Here is a 19,415-nt window from a genome sequence, read left to right on the forward strand (position 1 = left end):
GATTAAAATGTAAACAATCAATTTTTGACAATGAAACGTGTAGTTGTAGGTCTTTCTGGTGGTGTAGATTCAAGTGTAGCGGCATATTTGTTGCAACAGCAAGGATATGAGGTAATAGGTCTTTTTATGAAGAATTGGCACGATGATTCAGTGACAATTTCAAATGAATGTCCTTGGTTGGAAGACAGTAACGATGCCTTATTGGTTGCCGAAAAATTAGGTATTCCTTTTCAGACAGTTGATTTAAGCGAACAATACCAAGAAAAAATCGTTGATTATATGTTCAGCGAATATGAAAAAGGGAGAACTCCAAACCCTGACGTACTTTGTAACCGCGAAATAAAATTTGACGTTTTTATGAAAATCGCTTTGAGTCTTGGTGCCGATTATGTGGCTACAGGGCATTATTGCCGAAAAGGTGAAATCGAAGTGAATGGTAAAAAAGTATACCAACTCCTTGCCGGTGTTGATAACAATAAAGACCAATCTTATTTTTTATGCCAATTATCCCAAGAACAATTGTCTAAAGCATTGTTTCCAATTGGTGAATTAACAAAACCCGAAGTACGTGAAATAGCTGCTCAAATGGAATTGGTAACAGCCGAAAAGAAAGATTCCCAGGGACTTTGCTTTATTGGAAAAGTACGTTTGCCTGAATTTTTGCAGCAAAAACTACAGCCAAAAGAAGGTACAATTATCCAAATTGATAAAAACGATTCTGTGTATTCTTATGAAATGCAGAATGAATTATCTGTTGAAGAGCAATTGCTTTTTGCTTCCAGAAAAATACCTTATACGCCAAAAATGGGTAAGATAATGGGGAAACATCAAGGAGCTCATTATTTTACGGTTGGTCAAAGAAAAGGTTTGAATGTTGGTGGGACAACAGATCCTTTGTTTGTCATTGCCACAGATGTAGAGACTAATACAATTTATACTGGTTTGTCGAGTATGCATCCGGGATTATTCAAAAAAGCTTTGTTTATTGAAAAATCCGAAGTGCATTGGATTCGTGAAGATTTGGCTTTGGCCAATGGTGAATCGATGGAAGTTATGGCGCGTATTCGATATAGACAGCCTTTGCAAAAAGCCACTTTGCATCAATTTGAAAATGGTATGTATGTTTCTTTTGAAGAACCACAATCAGCTATTACAGAGGGGCAATTTGCTGCTTGGTATTTAGGGGATGAGTTAGTTGGTTCTGGGGTTATTTCGTAATGATTGAAGAAAAGGTGGTTTTTGAAACATATAAGACATATAAGTTGAATTGAAGCCAACATGTGGTTAACATCATAAAAATTTTGAAACAGATAAGAAATATAAGTTTAGGAAATTGAAGTGAAACTGAAACTAATACCAAACCAATAATATTAGCCATAGATTAAAAAAATTTACACAGATTTCTTTAATAACTAGGAATAAAATCTTGGTGAATCTGTGTAATCAGTGGCAAAAAAAGCTTGGTACTCTTTGCAGACAGTCATAAAACTTAAATGTACTTATATGACTTATATGGTTAAATATTGCTAAAACATGAAAAAAATATTGTTTATTATTTTGTTCTTTTCCTGTTTTGTGGGATTTTCCCAAGAAGATGCTTGGGTATATTTTAATGTCAAAAATAATTCTCAAAGTTATTATGACAATCCTTTGTTGATGTTTTCGCAAAGAGCCATAGATCGAAGAACTAAGCAAAATATTCTTTTGGATTCAAAAGATATTCCTATTAATCCCGCTTTTATTAGTCAAATAAAAGGGGTTTCGGGAATTACGGTTATGGCAAAATCCAAGTGGCTAAATGCTTTGCATATTCGTGGAACTCAAACAGCAATTAATTCCTTGAAATCTTTCTCATTTGTTGATAAAATCGATTTTGCCAATAAATCACTCAATACGACTGGAAAAAAAGCTACTTCTAACAAAATGAAAGCCGTTAATAAAGTATTGGCAACACAAATCGATTTTGCATATGGTAGTTCTGCAAATCAAATTCAAATGCTTCACGGAGATGTATTGCATCAGCAGAATTATACAGGTTCAGGAAAAATAATAGCGGTTATGGACGCTGGTTTTCCTGGAGTTAATACAGCGCAACCATTCCAAAGACTGCGAGACAACAATCAAATATTGGGAGGTTATGATTTTGTGAATAAAGATTCCAATTTTTATAAAGGAGATTCGCATGGTGCGATGGTTCTTTCTTCTATGGGAGGATATAAAGATAATGCTCTTATAGGAACTGCTCCAGACGCTTCTTATTATTTGTTTAGAACAGAAGATGCTGCAACCGAAAATCCTGTTGAAGAATCCTATTGGGTGGAGGCGGCAGAGAAAGCGGATAGTTTGGGAGTGGATGTTATCAATACCTCATTGGGCTATTTTGAATTTGACAATACAGCCTACAATCATACGTATAATGATATGGACGGAAAAACGGCTTTTATGACTCGCGGTGCCGAAATTGCTTTTTCTCGTGGAATGGTAGTGGTGGTTTCCGCTGGGAATGAGGGAGCTACTGCAAATCCTCATATAGCAGTCCCTGCAGATGGTATTTTTGTACTTACTGTGGGAGCAGTAAATGCAACCAAAACGGTAACCAGTTTTAGTTCCATCGGTCCTTCATTTGACGGAAGAGTAAAACCAGATATTATGGCGCAAGGTCAAGCAGTCGTTTTATCTGATTCTTCAGGGAATATTGTAACAGCAAACGGAACTTCTTTTTCGAGTCCAATTACGGCAGGAATGGTGGCTTGTTTGTGGCAAGCGTTTCCAAATAAAACTAATAAAGAAATCAAAGATTTAATTGTGAAATCAGCCGATAGGTGTACTGCTCCGAATAATCAATATGGGTATGGAATTCCAGATTTTAGCTTGGCTTTGTCCAATGGATTGGGAATTAATGATTTTTCTATAAAAAATGTTTTTCTGTATCCCAATCCAACAACTGATGTAACTACTGTTTCGTTTTTGAGTAATTTTGATTCAGGAGTATTTCGTATTTATTCTATGCTAGGACAAAAAATAACAGAGCAGAAAATTTCAAAAACTTCACCAACTATTTCCCTAAAAGCATTGCAAGCTGGAATCTATATTTATGAAATAGATTGTAATGGCAATGTGACTACCGGAAAACTAATCAAACAATAAGCAACGTTTATATATGAACAAAATTACAAGCCTTTTCAATATTAAATATCCTATTATTCAGGCAGGAATGATTTGGAACAGTGGTTATAAATTAGCTAGCGCCGTTAGTAATGCAGGAGGATTGGGCTTGATTGGTGCCGGTTCTATGTATCCAGAAATATTAAGAGAGCATATCCAAAAATGTAAAAAAGCAACAGATAAACCATTTGGGGTCAATGTTCCTATGTTGTATCCAAATATTGACGAAATAATGAAAATTATTGTCGATGAAGGAGTAAAAATCGTTTTTACATCGGCTGGAAATCCTAAAACCTGGACTCCTTTTTTGAAAGAAAATGGAATAACGGTTGTGCATGTAGTGAGTAGTTCTGTTTTTGCTTTGAAGGCTCAAGATGCGGGAGTTGATGCTGTTGTAGCCGAAGGATTTGAGGCTGGGGGACACAATGGACGTGAAGAAACGACGACCTTTACTTTGATACCGATGGTAAAAGATAAAATTTCTATTCCGCTAATTGCTGCGGGGGGATAGCTACAGGTCGTGGAATGCTTGCCGCAATGGTTCTTGGGGCAGATGGAGTGCAAGTGGGGAGTAGATTTGCCGCTTCGTTGGAGTCTTCTTCACATCAAAATTTTAAGCAAACTATTATTGATCTCCAAGAAGGAGGCACTCAATTGACACTGAAAGAACTTGCACCTGTTCGTTTGATTAAAAATAAATTTTATAAAGACGTACAGGAGTTGTATGAAAAATGTCCGACTAAAGAAGAACTGGCTACTCTACTAGGAAGGGCTAGAGCCAAAAGAGGAATGTTTGAAGGGGATTTGATTGAAGGGGAATTGGAAATTGGTCAAATAGCGGGACTAATCAAAGAAATATTGCCGGCAAAAGATATAGTAAATGAGATGATTGCCGAATTTAAACAAGCAAAGCTGGAAGTAGTTTCATTTGGTTTTTAAAATTGTTATATTTGTTTTCATACAAATTTTAAGATAATGAGTAAGTTAAAAATAGGGTCTCTATTATTGTTTCTTTTTTTTGGATTGAATCATGGATTTAGTCAAACCTATAAATTCAAAACAACGGGTTTAAGTGTTTCAGTGAAAGAGGGGAAAGGCAAATTTGGTGATTGGAGCGAATTAAAACCAGTAAGTATATTGGTAAATTTGGATACCAACAAAAATAGAATTGTGATTTATTCGGAAGTAATTCAGTTGTTTGAAATTATCGAATCTCTTCCTGTTGAAGAAAGTACAACTGATCTTGTTTATCCATTTGTTTGTAAAGATAACAATGGAGAAGATTGTACTCTTTCCTTTATTACCCGAAAAAAACAAGATAACAGGAAACAACTGTACGTCAAATATGAAGATAGGGTATTCGCTTATAATATTGTCAATTTTGAATAAAAAAAAGAGTTGATTACTCTTTTTTAATCCTGATTTGCATCGCATAATCATAAGGATCAAGAGGCGTAAAAACTATATTTTCGGGTTTTACAAAAGACAAATAATTTTTAATTTTTTCTTTTGTAAATCTTTGTGACCAAAATTGCTCTTTGGTGGCAGTAAAGCTATCGCTGGCATTTGTGATTATTTTCATTCCCATTTTTTGATAAGATTGCTCCTGTTTTTTTCGGGTGTTGCCATTGTCAATGTAGCAGGCACCAAGAATTATTTCTCCATTTGGTTGTAGTAAAGAATAGGCATTTGAAAAAATAGTTGTAAATTTTTCATTCTTTGATAAATCCAATCTTTTATAGGAATCATTATACTCATTGAAAGGGAAATTATCGGGATAAAAATTGCCTGGAGTAAACCAAGTACAAATGATTAAATCATATTTTTTCTGAAGCTGATTTAAATTGACAGCATCGAGTAGATGTACTTTTAGTTTGTCTTCAATGTGCAGTTCTTCGGCTGTTGCTTGGGCAAGTTTTATACAGGCTTCGGCATTATCGGTACCTTCGTAGTTTTCTATCATCTGCCACATTTCGGGAATGGCACTTAGGTGACGTGCTATTCTGGCACTTCCTATTCCAATGTCCAAAAGGGTAAGCGGACTTCCTTTTTTTGAATATGTTTCGGAGATGACTTTTTTGAGTTCCGTAAATTCGGCCCATTGGGCTTGTAAGAGATCTTCGGATAAATAAGTTTCATCAAATGATTTTTGAACGGTATTTTCGTTGTCGTACATGTTCATAGTCAGTGGTTTTGTACTCAAATTTAATATTTATTTTTTGTTTTTAGCTTATGAAAATGAAAGTTCTTAATTTCTCAAAAAGGTCTTGATTGCAGTGCGTGAGGGATTACTTCACTATACATTTATTTTCATAGGAGTTCAGTGAATTTTATTTGAAGCTAGCTACCGAAGTAGCGCGGATAGCTCTACGGCATTAGGGAAAGAGGCCGAATACTCGTAAAGTTGAGTTGGCATCTTTCCTTAATGGGGTCATGCCCAGATTGTTTTGATGATTTACTAATTTTTGGTTATCAATGGGTTAATTTATTGTATTAGTTATTTTGTTTTAGACTTTTTTTACAAGATAAAGTGTATTTTTGTGTACTATTAAAAATTTATTATGAGAAAAATTGTTTTGTTTTTAGTATGTGTTTTTTCTATTAGTAGTCAAGCACAACAACGCCCTAAATTGGTTGTTGGAATCGTTGTAGATCAAATGAAAATGGAGTATTTATATCGTTTTTCGGATGATTTTTCAACTAATGGTTTTAAAAGACTGATGGATAAAGGGTTTACTTTTTATAATATGAATTATAATTATGTGCCTACGTTTACTGCTCCTGGACATGCTTCTATCTACACAGGTACAACACCTGCTGTGCATGGAATAATAGGAAATGATTGGTACATTCGTTCTGCTGGAAAAAACATGTATTGTACGGATGATGCCAGTGTTAAAACGCTAGTGGAAGGTACTGAAAAAGAAGGGGCGATGTCTCCCAAAAACCTATTGAGCACTACAATTACTGATGAATTGCGTATGGCAACCAACTTTAATGGGAAAGTGATCGGTTTGAGTATTAAGGATCGTGGCGCTATTTTGCCAGCGGGTCATTTTGCGAATTGGGCATTTTGGTGTACTAAGTCGGGAGCGTTTATTTCAAGTAGTTTTTATGGGGATAAAATGCCAGATTGGGTTACTCAATTCAACAGTGAAAAGAATTATATGAAATATATCGATAAAGGATGGAGTTTGTTGAAGCCGATTGATACTTACAACGAAAGTTTGCCTGATAACAATCCATATGAAGGAAGATTAGATAAATCTTTACCACCTGTGTTTCCGTATGATTTAAATAAAATTTACAAAGAAACCGGAATGGAAGTTTTGAAAACGACTCCATTTGGGAATGATTTTTTGGCTGAATTAGCTATGAGAGCTATTGATAAAGAGGAATTGGGGAAAGATAATATTACCGATTTCTTGGCAGTAAGTTTTTCTTCAACCGATTATGTTGGACATACTTTTGGGCCAAGATCTATGGAGATTCAAGACACTTATTTACGTTTGGATCTTACCATTGCTGCATTTTTGGATTACTTGGATAAAACAGTCGGTAAGGATAATTACTTAGTTTTCTTGACTGCGGATCATGCTGTTGCCGAAAATCCGATTTATTTGAAAGATCATAAATACAATGTGACCAACATTCCTTCCAAAGATATTTTTGCTTCGTTGAGTAAATTTTCTACCGATACTTTTGGGGTTAATTTAGTGTTGAATTATTCCAACTTTAATGTTTACTTAGATAGAGACGTTATAAAACAAAAAGGATTGGAATTGGCAAGAGTGAAACAAAGTTTCAAAGACTTTTTAATGACGCAAGTGTATGTGAAAAGAGTGTATACTCAAGAAGATATTTTAGCAGGTTCTGCTCAAGATTATTATTTAAGTTTTATTTTTAAAGGATATGACCCAAAACAAAGTGGTGATCTTGTTATTCTTGAAGGTGCAGGGTATTTGGAAAGTATAGAAACTGGCACTACACATGGAACTCCTAATAGTTATGATACTAATGTGCCTTTACTTTTTTACGGATGGCATGTTCCGCAAGGAGAGTCAAATAAAAAAGAATACATAACAGAAATAGCTCCTACGCTTTCTAAAATGTTAAAGATTACTACCCCAAATGGTTCAGAATCTCAAGTTTTAGAAGAATTGTTTGTTAAAAAATAATTACTTTTTTGAAATTTTTTATAATCCCATTCGTTTATGCGGATGGGATTTTTATTTTTATTACTTTTTTTCTTATTTTTGAAAGGATGGTCTAGGATGAAACTGTTAAATTTGAATTGTTTTGTCTAAATAAATCTAAATTATGAAGAAAATTATCAAAGGAACCTTGCTATTAGTTGTCATTGTGGTTGTGACAATTTTATTATATGTAAAAGTGGCTTTGCCTAATGTTGGGAAAATCGAATATCTCAGTGTCAAACCAACGGCAAGCCGATTGGAACGAGGAAAGTATCTTGCAACCCATGTTTGCGTTTGTATTGATTGTCATTCCACTCGTAATTGGAATGAATTTTCGGGACCATTGGTAGATGGGACTTTAGGTAAAGGAGGAGAAGTTTTTGATCAGAGGTTTGGTTTTCCTGGTAGTTTTTATGCAAAAAACATTACGCCTTCTGGTATTGGTGATTGGACAGATGGAGAAGTTTTGAGAGCAATTGCTAGTGGTGTTTCAAAAAATGGTGAAGCTTTGTTTCCAATAATGCCACATCCTCATTTTGGAAAAATGGATAAAGGTGATTTGGAATCCATCATTGTATATTTAAGAACTTTGAAACCTATCAAAAATATAGTTCCTGAATCTGAACCTGATTTTCCTATGAGTTTTATAATTAATACAATTCCGGATGAGCCCCATTTTTCCACTAAACCAAATGAAAGTGATGCTGTTGCTTACGGAGGTTACTTGTTTAATGCCGCTTCTTGTTCGGAATGCCATTCGAAACAAGAAAAAGGAAAACCAATTGAAGGCATGGAATTGGCGGGTGGTTTTGAGTTTCCAATGGTGACTGGAGGTATTGCACGTTCGGCCAATATTACTCAAGATAAAGAGACCGGAATTGGTAAATGGACAGAGGCTGATTTTGTTAAACGCTTTAAATCTTATACAGACAGTAGTTATGTTCCTAATAAAATTTCAAAAGGATTTTTTAATACAGTTATGCCTTGGACAATGTATGGCGGAATGAAAGAACAAGATTTAAAAGCAATTTACGCCTATTTAAAAACGATAAAACCGATACACAATAGCGTTGAGAAGTTCACAAATCCTTAGTGGTATATATAAAAAAAAGAAATCCCGTCTTGTTTTTTAGAACTAGACGGGATTTTTTATATTAAACTGTTGCGGCTGCACCTACAGGCAACGGAATTTGATTTTGAAGTAAGTCTTCAAATTTTTCGTGAGCTCGGATTAAGTATCCTTGTCCATTCATCCATAAAACCTCTGCTGGTTTGTATCTTGAATTGTAATTAGAAGACATTGAAAAGCAATAAGCTCCAGCATTGCGGAAAGCTAAAATATCTCCTTCTTTAATTTCAGAAATTCTTCTGTTGGTTGCAAACGTATCTGTTTCACAAATGTATCCTACAACCGAGTAAAAACGCTCTTTTCCTTTCGGATTTGATATGTTTTCTATGAAATGTTGTGAACCATAAAGCATTGGTCGAATCAAGTGATTGAAGCCACTGTCTATACCAGCAAATACTGTAGAAGTTGTTTGTTTTACCACGTTTACTTTAGCCAAAAAGAATCCAGCTTCACTTACTAAAAATTTACCTGGTTCAAAAATCAAAGTCAAATCTTTGCCATATTCAGTACAAAAAGCATTGAATCTTTTTGATAATTTTTTACCTAATTCGTCAATGTCAGTAGCAATATCATCTTTTTTGTAAGGAACTTTAAATCCACTTCCGAAATCTAAAAATTCTAGATTTTTGAAGTTTTTGGCGGCGTCAAATAAAATTTCGGCAGCGTATAAAAACACTTCAATATCCAATATGTCTGAACCGGTATGCATGTGTATACCTACGATGTTCATATTTGTATTCTCAACAATACGAACCAAATGTGGCAATTGATGTACAGAAATACCAAATTTGCTGTCGATATGTCCTACCGAAATATTAGCATTTCCACCTGCCATTACATGTGGATTGATACGAATACAAACTGGAACATGTGGATGTTTTGCTCCAAATTGCTCCAATATAGATAAGTTATCAATGTTGATTTGAACTCCCAATGCATGTACTTCTTCAATTTCTTCAAGAGAAACACCATTTGGGGTGTAAAATATTTTTTCCGGTGCATAACCAGCATGTAATCCTAACTGTACTTCTTGAATAGAAACAGTGTCCAATCCAGATCCCATATCTCTCAATAATTGGAGAATAGCGACATTAGACAATGCTTTCATTGCATAATTGATGCGTAAATTGGAAACCTTAGAAAAAGCCTTCGTTAATCGATTATACTGGGATTGTATTTTTTCGGCATCATACACATAAAGTGGACTTCCAAATTGTTCTGCTAAGTGTAGTAAATCGTTTGCTTGCATCTTGATATTGCTTATTATTTTTGACAAATTTATTATTCTTTGGTATTACGACCAAACAATTTGCGGTTATTTAACAAATTATAACAAATTGTTTAAATTACAACAATTAGTTCGTGTTTGTGAATTTTTTTAACTTTATTCTAAAATTCTAAATTTATTCCGGAAGTTTATTAATTGTGTTTTTGTATTGATAAAACAGTATTTAGTTAACGTTTGTTTTGTTGAATAATTAAATTTTTAACGAAGTTTGAATTCTGATGCGTTTTAAAAAATAAATCCCTTGACAAAAATGATATCAAGGGATTTTTAATTTTTAGTTCAAATATTATAAAGCAGGTAAATCGCCATTACCTTTTGTTGGTAAATTGGTGAAGCCCATTAAGTATAAATCAACTTCTCTAGCTGCTTCACGACCTTCAGAGATGGCCCATACAATTAAAGACTGGCCTCTTCTCATATCACCAGCTGTAAAAATATGTGGAACATTAGTTCGATAGTTGGTTGCTTTATAGTTAGTTCTAATATCGACTTCTATACCTAATTGCTCCGCTAATGTTTTTTCTGGACCTGTAAATCCAAGGGCTAACAAAGCTAAATCGCAAGGCCAAATTTTCTCAGAACCTTCTTTCTCTATTAATTCAGGTCTTTGACCAGGAACCATTTTCCAAGCCACTTCAACGGTCTTCAATCCAACTAATTCTCCTTTTTCGTTAGCAAGGAATTCTTTAGTATTAATCAACCAGTTTCTGTTGCAACCCTCTTCATGGGAAGAAGATGTTTTTAATTGCAACGGCCAAAATGGCCATGGTGTAGTTTCGCTTCTTCCTACTGGAGGTTTCGGCATGATTTCAAAATTAGTGACCGATTTTGCACCATGTCTGTTTGATGTTCCAACACAATCTGATCCTGTGTCTCCACCACCAATTACGATTACATCTTTTCCAGTTGCCAATACTTGATCTTCAATTTTTTCGCCGTACAATACTTTGGTTTGTTGAGTCAAGAAATCCATAGCTTGAACAACACCTTTGCTATCGGCACCTTTAGTAGGTAATCCTCTTCTTTCGGTTGCTCCACCGCATAATACGATAGAATCAAAAGCTTCTAATTCTGCTACGCTAAAGTTTACTCCTACGTTTACATTGGTTTTAAAAGTAATTCCTTCAGCTTCCAATACTTTTACACGTCTATCTATAATTCCTTTTTCCAATTTGAAATTTGGAATTCCGTAACGTAATAAACCACCTATTGCATTGTCTCTTTCAAAAACGGTAACCGTATGACCTGCACGGTTCAATTGTTGTGCTGCTGCCAATCCAGCTGGGCCAGATCCAACGACTGCAACAGTTTTTCCTGTTCTTTTTTCTGGTGTTTGTGGTTTGATCCAACCTTCGGCAAAACCTCTTTCAATTATATTTTTTTCAATATTTTCGATTGCAACCGGTTCTTGGATAATTCCTAGTACACATGATTTTTCACATGGAGCAGGGCATAAACGACCTGTGAATTCAGGGAAGTTATTTGTAGATTGTAGAATCTGCAATGCACTTTCCCATTCTTCTTGGTGCACCATGTCATTAAAATCAGGAATTAAATTTCCTAATGGACAGGAGCTGTGACAAAAAGGGATTCCGCAATCCATACATCTGGAACCTTGCTCTTTGATTTTTTCTTTTGATAATGGAATTGTAAATTCATTATAATTTGTAACTCTTTCTAGAACAGCAACGTTACTTTCGTCGGTTCTATTATATTCTTTAAATCCACCTATTTTCCCCATGACTATTGTGCTATTAATTCTTCAATTTGCTTTTCTTCTGCCAGTCTTTGTAATGCTTTTTTGTAATCTGTTGGCATCACTTTAATGAAATGTTTGCTTTCGTTTTCCCAATCCGCTAAAAGGCGTTTTGCTAAAGGGCTATTGGTATACATCGAATGATTTTTGATTAGGCGTCTTAATTTAGCTAAATCTTCTTCTTCTAATGTTTCTAAGGCAACCATTTCCATATTGCACAATCCATCTTCAAATTTCTTTTTGGCATCATATACATAAGCAACACCACCGCTCATACCAGCTGCGAAGTTTCTACCTGTTTTACCAAGAACAACTACTGTTCCTCCAGTCATGTATTCACAACCGTGGTCTCCAATTCCTTCTACAACAGCTGTTGCTCCAGAATTTCTAACAGCAAAACGTTCTCCGGCCATACCATTAATGTAGGCTTCTCCAGTAATCGCACCATAAAGAGCTACATTACCAATGATAATGTTGTCTTCTGGACTAAAAGTGGCAGTAGGAGGGACTTTAATAATTAATTTTCCTCCAGAAAGTCCTTTTCCTAAATAGTCATTACAGTTTCCGTGAATTTTGAATGACAATCCATTAGTTGCAAATGCTCCAAAACTTTGTCCGGCAGAACCTGTAAAGTCAACAAGAATTGTATCTTCCGGTAATCCTTGAGCACCATATATTTTTGAAATCTCATTACTTAAAATGGCTCCAACAGAACGGTCTGTATTTTTGATGTCAAAAGTAACTCTTGTTCTTTCTTTTCTGTAAATAGAAGGAATAGCAGCTTTAATGATATCAAAATCAAGTACGTTTTCTAATGCGTGGTCTTGAGTAGTAGTATTATGGTTTGGAACTGTTTTTGCTTTCTCTGGTTTATAAAGAATGGTAGATAAATCCAATCCATTAGCTTTATAATGTTTAATTGCTTTATTAACATTCAACTTTTGAGATTGTCCAACCATTTCTTTCAATGTTCTAAAACCAAGTTGAGCCATGATTTCTCTTAACTCTTCGGCAATAAAATACATAAAGTTAATAACGTGTTCTGGTGTTCCTTTGAAATTTTTTCTCAATTCTGGATCTTGTGTTGCAATACCTACAGGGCAAGTATTCAAGTGACAAGCTCTCATCATGATACAACCAGAAGCTACAAGAGGCGCAGTCGCAAATCCAAATTCTTCAGCTCCAAGTAAGGCAGCAATAGCTACGTCACGTCCTGTTTTCAATTGACCATCACATTCTAAAACCACACGACTTCTTAAGTCATTCAAGATTAAAGTTTGTTGTGCTTCGGCTAGACCAAGTTCCCATGGAATACCTGTGTGTTGTAATGATGTTAATGGTGCAGCACCAGTTCCTCCATCATATCCAGAAATTAAGATAACATCGGCTTTTGCTTTGGCAACACCCGCAGCAATTGTTCCAACTCCAACTTCAGCAACCAACTTAACGTTTACTCTAGCTTCTCTGTTGGCATTTTTTAAATCAAATATCAATTGAGATAAATCTTCAATAGAATAAATGTCGTGATGAGGGGGAGGAGAAATAAGACCTACATAAGGAGTAGAATTTCTTGTTTCGGCAATCCAAGGCACAACTTTTTCACCTGGTAATTGTCCACCTTCTCCAGGTTTTGCTCCTTGAGCCATTTTAATTTGAATCTCTTGAGCATTTGTCAAATAATTGATCGAAACTCCAAATCTTCCAGAAGCAACTTGTTTGATGGCGCTGTTTTTAGAGTCTCCATTCATTTCTTTTTGGAAACGTTTTGCATTTTCTCCACCTTCACCTGAATTACTTTTTCCACCAATTCTGTTCATGGCAATCGCTAGATTCTCATGCGCTTCTTGGCTAATGGATCCATAAGACATAGCACCTGTTTTGAATTTTTTTACAATTTCAGTCCATGGTTCTACTTCGTCAATAGAAATAGGATCAAGATTGTTGAATTCAAATAAACCTCTGATGGTCATCAAGTTTTCGCTTTGATCGTTGACCATTTTGGAGTATTCTTTATAACTTTCTGGGCTATTCAATCGAACGGCTTGTTGTAATTTTGAAATGGTAGTTGGATTGAACATGTGTTTTTCACCGTTTCTTCTCCATCTGTAAATACCTCCAATTTCTAATGGTAACAGATTTGCAATTTCTGCTTTTGGAAATGCATTTTGGTATCTTTTCTTAACTTCTCTTTCAATTTCCATTAGTCCAATACCTTCAATTCTAGAAGGAGTGTAAGGGAAATACTTTGAAGTGAATGTTTTGTTTAAACCTAAAATTTCAAAAATCTGAGCAGCTCTATAAGAATGTAAAGTAGAGATACCAATTTTATTCATAATTTTTAAAATCCCCTTTGCAATTGCTTTATTATAGTTTGTAATTGCATAATCTGCTTTTACCCCAGTAATAAATCCTTGGTTTACTTGGTCATGAAGAATTTCATTTACCATATAAGGATTGATGGCACTGGCACCGTATCCGAATAATAAAGCAAAATGATGTGGTTCACGTGGTTCAGCAGATTCGATTATAATACCAAATTTAGAACGAACTTTTAGTATGTTCAAAGAGTGGTGAATATAAGATGTAGCCAATAACATTGGGATTGGAGCCAATTCTTTGCTTACGCCTCTATCTGAAAGGATAACAATATTACATCCTTCAGAAACCGCTTTGAAAGTTGCTTGTACACATTTTTCTAAAGCACGCTCCATACCATTTACCCCTTTTTCTATTTTGTATAAAGTAGAAATGGTAACCGATTTGAAATCGACATGATCAATGCTTCTTATTTTATCTAAATCCTCATTAGAGATAACAGGGTTCTGAATTTTAATTTTTTTACAGTGAATGTCGGTAATGTCAAAGATGTTATAATCTCCACCAATTGCCAAACTAGTATCAGTGATTATTTCTTCACGAATACCATCCAAAGGAGGGTTGGTTACTTGTGCGAATAATTGTTTGAAATAGTTATATAATAATTGTGGTTGATCTGATAATACTGCAAGAGGGGTGTCATTACCCATAGAACTCAATGCTTCATTACCTTGACCACCCATTGGATTAATGATCGTTTTTAAATCTTCAATTGTATAGCCAAAAAGACGTTGTCTTGTTTCAAAATCTATTTTTTCAGTTGGAATTGGATTGTTCGTATAAGGGATTTTAGCCAATTGTAATAAATTCTTATCCAACCATTCTCTATAAGGACGCTTTGTTACAACTGAATGTTTGATTTCTTCGTCTTCAATAATACGGCCTTCATTCATGTCAACAAGGAACATTTTTCCTGGCTCCAATCTTCCGTGTTGTACTACGTCTTCTGGTTTGATGTCAAGTACACCAATTTCTGATGACATGATCACAAATCCGCTTTTGGTTAATGTATAACGAGAAGGGCGCAATCCATTTCTGTCTAATAATGCTCCAATAACATTTCCATCTGTAAATGGTATAGACGCAGGACCATCCCATGGCTCCATGATACAAGCATTATATTCGTAGAATGCTTTCTTTTCATCAGACATGGTTTTGTGTTTTTCCCAAGCTTCAGGAACAACCATCATCATAACTTCCGGTAAAGAACGTCCAGTCATTAATAATAACTCAACAACCATATCCATAGAAGCTGAATCTGATTTTCCTTCTAAAATGATTGGGAATAATTTTTTTAGATCTTCTCCAAAAACATCACTTTTCATCAATTCTTCACGAGCACGCATTCTGCTTACGTTTCCTCTCAAAGTATTGATTTCACCATTGTGACACATGTATCTAAATGGTTGTGCCAAATCCCAAGAAGGGAAAGTGTTTGTAGAAAAACGTTGGTGAACCAAAGCCAATCGGGTCACTAAATCGTCATCTAATAAATCAGTATAGTATCTGCTAATGTCTTCGGGCATCAATAGACCTTTATATATAATAGTAGTTGTAGAACAGCTTGAAAAGTAAAACATATGACTTTCCGAAGTTCTTGAATTACGAATTGTATGTTCAGCAATTTTTCTGGCCAAGAATAATTTGGCGTTGAATTGTTGTTCTGTGATATCTAGACCGTTTTTACCAACAAATACTTGTTTAACGGTTGGTTCTTTTTCTGCGGCAATTTGCCCTAAATTAGAAACATCAACAGGAACATCTCTCCATCCTAAAATAGATAGATTTTGATCTTTTATAGCGTCTTCAAAAGTGGTTTTACAAAATGCCACTTGGTTTGTACTTTTAGGCATAAAAACCATTCCTACAGCATACTCTCTAACTTCTGGGATTTCAAAATCACAAACTTTCTTAAAGAATGCGTGTGGGATATCAAATAAGATTCCAGCACCATCTCCAGTTCTTCCATCAGAGCTTACAGCTCCACGATGTTCTAACTTTATAAGGATATCTAGCGCTTTATGAATAATATCATTAGACTTAATTCCGTTCAAATTACATATAAATCCTGCGCCACAGTTGTCGTGTTCAAATTCGGGTAAATAAAGGCCTTGTTCTTTAACTCTCATGCTTGATATTTTTTTTTACAAAATTAAAGATTTCATAACATATAACTAATGAATACAGTGTTTAGGTTCTATTTTTGCTATAAAATTAAAAAAGGTATGAATATTTGATAATAATGCTGATTTTTCCTTTCGGAATTGACATATCTTCAAAAAATATTTTTATAAATTTTAAAAATGCTTGATTTTTGTAATAAATATAGGATTATACTTTTTGAGGATAATTATTTTAACAAAAATGCTGAGAATATTTAAATTTTTTATACTATAACGATTGAGATAAAAGATTCGCTATTTTTTACTTTTATATGTTATTATAATTAAAAAAAATTTCAATTAAATTAAATTTTGCTATTTTTGTGCCACTTTTATTCTGAAATAGATTCAGAATCCAGACAAATTCTATATTATGAACATACACGAATATCAAGGAAAAGAAATTTTAGCTAGCTATGGAGTTCGCATTCAACGCGGAATTGTAGCCAATAGTCCTGTAGAAGCTGTAGCTGCTGCAAAACAATTAACTACCGAAACTGGTACAAGTTGGTATGTTGTGAAAGCCCAAATACACGCAGGTGGTCGTGGAAAAGGTGGTGGAGTAAAGCTTGCCAAAGGAATTGACAAAGTAGAAGGAATTGCAGAAGAAATAATCGGAATGCAATTAATCACACCTCAGACTTCTGCTGAAGGAAAAAAAGTGCACAAAGTTTTGATTGCTGAGGATGTTTATTATCCAGGTGAAAGTGAAACTTCTGAGTTTTATGTTTCTGTTCTTTTGAATAGAGCTACAGGACGTAATATGATCATGTATTCTACTGAAGGTGGAATGGATATTGAAGAAGTGGCAGAACATACTCCACACTTAATTTTTACTGAAGAAATTGATCCAGCTGTTGGATTGCAAGGTTTTCAAGCAAGAAGAATTGCTTTTAACTTAGGTCTTTCTGGAAATGCTTTCAAGGAAATGGTTAAATTCATCGATTCATTATACAATGCTTACATTGGTTCTGATGCTTCTATGTTTGAAATCAACCCAGTCTTGAAAACTTCGGATGATAAAATTTTAGCTGTAGATGCTAAAGTAAATATCGATGATAATGCTTTATACAGACAAAAGAAATATGCTGATATGCGTGACGTTCGTGAGGAAAATCCAATCGAGGTTGAAGCAAAAGAAGTAGGATTGAACTACGTAGATCTTGACGGGACTGTAGGATGTATGGTTAATGGTGCAGGTCTTGCAATGGCAACTATGGATTTAATTAAGTACGCTGGTTTTGAACCTGCAAACTTCCTTGATGTAGGTGGAACTGCTGATGCAAAACGTGTTGAAACTGCTTTCCGTATTATCTTAAAAGATGTAAACGTAAAAGCAATTTTGATTAATATTTTTGGTGGAATCGTTCGTTGTGACCGTGTGGCACAAGGAGTTGTTGATGCTTACAAAAATATGGGTGATGCAATAAAAGTGCCAATCATTGTTCGTTTACAAGGTACAAATGCTGCTATAGCAAAAGAATTAATTGATAATTCTGGAATGCCAATTTTATCTGCTGTTGAATTCCAAGAAGCAGCTGATCAAGTTAAAGCGGCGCTTTCTTAATATAAGATTCTGTAGAGATGCACTGTAGTGCATTTCAAAGTATAATGAAATCCTGAGCGAAAGCTCGGGATTTTTTGTTTCTTCATTCTTATAAGCAAAACGATTTTGGTTATAAAATAAAATTATCATTACCGAATAATTAAGTGTAAATTATCGAATATCTTTACAATACTAGTTGTAATTATGCTAGTTTATATATCTGTTACCAAATGAAACTTCATATACAAAATAATTTTACTTCAGAATTGCCTGCTGATTCGACTGAAATCAATATTCCGAGACAAGTAGAACAAGCTTGTTTTTCTTATGTAGAACCAAAAAAGCCTTCAAATCCGTCTTTGATTCATGCTTCAGTTGAGGTGGCCAATTCTTTAGGATTGTCTCAGGAAGATATTCATTCAGATGATTTTCTAAATACTTTTTCGGGGAAAACCGTTTATCCAGAAACCAAACCGTATGCTTTAGCTTATGCTGGACATCAGTTCGGAAATTGGGCTGGACAGTTGGGAGATGGCCGTGCGATTAATCTAACCGAAATACTGCATAATGATAAATTGTACACCTTGCAATTAAAAGGAGCAGGCCCTACGCCATATTCCCGTACAGCCGATGGTTTTGCAGTATTGCGTTCTTCTATTAGAGAGCATTTGTGTGCCGAAGCCATGCATTATCTCGGTGTTTCCACAACTCGCTCGCTTTCGCTTATGCTTTCCGGCGATCAGGTTTTAAGAGATGTTTTATATAATGGAAATCCTGCTTATGAGAAAGGAGCCATAGTTTGTAGAGTGGCGCCTTCGTTTATACGTTTTGGAAATTTTGAATTGTTTGCTTCGAGGAAAGATCATACTACACTTCAATTATTAGCAGATTATACCATTAAACATCATTTTCCGAATATTAAAAGTCAAGGTGTCGAAAAATACCTAGCCTTTTTTCAAGCGGTGTCCCAAACTACGCTAGAAATGATTGTTCATTGGCAACGAGTAGGTTTTGTTCACGGCGTTATGAATACCGATAATATGTCGATTCACGGTATTACGATTGACTATGGTCCTTATGGATGGCTGGAAGATTATAATCCCAATTGGACTCCCAATACAACCGACAATCAGCACAAAAGATACCGATTTGGCAATCAACCTGATATTGCTTTGTGGAATTTATACCAATTAGCTAATGCTTTGTATCCCTTAATTAATGATGCCAAACCGCTTGAAGCTATTTTGAATGGCTTTGGTAGTGGTTATCAAAAAGAGTATTTGAATATGATGCGTAATAAGCTTGGTCTCAAAATAAGCAAGGACGAGGATGCCGTTTTAATTGAAAGTTTGACGGAGCTTCTTCAGTTAATTGAAACCGATATGACTATCTTTTTTAGAAATCTTGGTAGTGTTCAAAAAGAGGATTCGACCGAAATTGCTTTGGATAAAATCAAAGAAGCTTTTTATAGTGAAAAAGATCTTAATGAATCTATTCTGAATAAATGGCATATATGGCTCGAACATTATAGTAATAGAATAAATCAAGAAACACTAACCGATGATGAAAGAAAGCTCTTTATGAATTTGGTAAATCCCAAATATGTATTGCGAAATTATATGGCGCAGTTGAGTATTGATGAGGCCGATAAAGGAGATTATTCTTTACTGAATGAATTGTTTGAATTGCTTAAAAAACCTTATGATGAACAGCCAGAAAATCAAAAATGGTTTGCCAAAAGACCCGATTGGGCCAGAGATAAAGTAGGTTGCTCAATGTTAAGCTGCAGTTCTTAAA

At 34.8% G+C, this 19,415-nt stretch carries 11 protein-coding genes and 1 pseudogene; 8 read left to right on the forward strand and 4 right to left on the reverse strand.

The window, feature by feature from the left end; all coding sequences use genetic code 11:
• Nucleotides 1-30: 30 nt before the first annotated feature.
• The 4 genes and pseudogenes from mnmA (at nt 31) to HQN62_RS07555 (ending at nt 4,554) form a co-directional block, all read left to right on the forward strand.
• Nucleotides 31-1,218: a tRNA 2-thiouridine(34) synthase MnmA gene (gene mnmA, locus HQN62_RS07540; RefSeq protein ID WP_254454497.1), complete on the forward strand. Its 1,188-nt coding sequence runs from the start codon at nt 31-33 to the stop codon at nt 1,216-1,218.
• Between the two features lie 315 nt (nt 1,219-1,533).
• Complete coding sequence (locus HQN62_RS07545) at nt 1,534-3,147, forward strand: S8 family serine peptidase (RefSeq protein ID WP_173503894.1); 1,614 nt, start codon at nt 1,534-1,536, stop codon at nt 3,145-3,147.
• Nucleotides 3,148-3,160: 13 nt separating this feature from the next.
• Nucleotides 3,161-4,104 (forward strand): annotated as a pseudogene (locus tag HQN62_RS07550) (NAD(P)H-dependent flavin oxidoreductase).
• 36 nt (nt 4,105-4,140) lie between these two features.
• A complete protein-coding gene (locus HQN62_RS07555) occupies nt 4,141-4,554 on the forward strand; it encodes a hypothetical protein (protein ID WP_173503895.1) in 414 nt (137 codons plus the stop codon).
• Nucleotides 4,555-4,567: 13 nt separating this feature from the next.
• On the opposite strand, the gene HQN62_RS07560 is transcribed toward HQN62_RS07555, so the two are convergent.
• On the reverse strand, nt 4,568-5,347 hold the full coding sequence (locus HQN62_RS07560) for a class I SAM-dependent methyltransferase (RefSeq protein WP_173503896.1): 780 nt from the start codon (nt 5,345-5,347) through the stop codon (nt 4,568-4,570).
• Nucleotides 5,348-5,726: 379 nt separating this feature from the next.
• Here HQN62_RS07560 and pafA point away from each other — a divergent pair, with 379 nt between their 5' ends.
• Both pafA and HQN62_RS07570 read left to right on the forward strand, forming a co-directional pair.
• On the forward strand, nt 5,727-7,343 hold the full coding sequence (gene pafA, locus HQN62_RS07565) for an alkaline phosphatase PafA (RefSeq protein ID WP_173503897.1): 1,617 nt from the start codon (nt 5,727-5,729) through the stop codon (nt 7,341-7,343).
• Nucleotides 7,344-7,485: 142 nt separating this feature from the next.
• A complete protein-coding gene (locus tag HQN62_RS07570) occupies nt 7,486-8,454 on the forward strand; it encodes a c-type cytochrome (protein ID WP_173503898.1) in 969 nt (322 codons plus the stop codon).
• Between the two features lie 61 nt (nt 8,455-8,515).
• Here HQN62_RS07570 and lysA read toward each other — a convergent pair whose 3' ends face one another.
• From lysA to gltB, 3 genes are all read right to left on the reverse strand, one after another.
• Complete coding sequence (gene lysA, locus HQN62_RS07575; RefSeq protein WP_116795746.1) at nt 8,516-9,739, reverse strand: diaminopimelate decarboxylase; 1,224 nt, start codon at nt 9,737-9,739, stop codon at nt 8,516-8,518.
• Nucleotides 9,740-10,064: 325 nt separating this feature from the next.
• Entirely contained in the window at nt 10,065-11,519 is a 1,455-nt protein-coding gene (locus HQN62_RS07580; RefSeq protein WP_173503899.1) for a glutamate synthase subunit beta, read from the reverse strand.
• Nucleotides 11,520-11,521: 2 nt separating this feature from the next.
• On the reverse strand, nt 11,522-16,039 hold the full coding sequence (gene gltB, locus HQN62_RS07585) for a glutamate synthase large subunit (RefSeq protein ID WP_173503900.1): 4,518 nt from the start codon (nt 16,037-16,039) through the stop codon (nt 11,522-11,524).
• Nucleotides 16,040-16,445: 406 nt separating this feature from the next.
• Here gltB and sucC point away from each other — a divergent pair, with 406 nt between their 5' ends.
• Nucleotides 16,446-17,639 carry an ADP-forming succinate--CoA ligase subunit beta gene (sucC, locus tag HQN62_RS07590; protein ID WP_111409314.1) on the forward strand — a complete coding sequence of 398 codons (1,194 nt, stop codon included), beginning with the start codon at nt 16,446-16,448 and terminating at the stop codon, nt 17,637-17,639.
• Nucleotides 17,640-17,848: 209 nt separating this feature from the next.
• Nucleotides 17,849-19,414 (forward strand): protein adenylyltransferase SelO, encoded by a 1,566-nt coding sequence (locus tag HQN62_RS07595; RefSeq protein WP_173503901.1) that lies wholly within the window; start codon nt 17,849-17,851, stop codon nt 19,412-19,414.
• Nucleotide 19,415 lies beyond the last annotated feature (1 nt).

It is taken from the genome of Flavobacterium sp. M31R6, assembly GCF_013284035.1.
In the GTDB taxonomy this organism is placed as follows: domain Bacteria; phylum Bacteroidota; class Bacteroidia; order Flavobacteriales; family Flavobacteriaceae; genus Flavobacterium.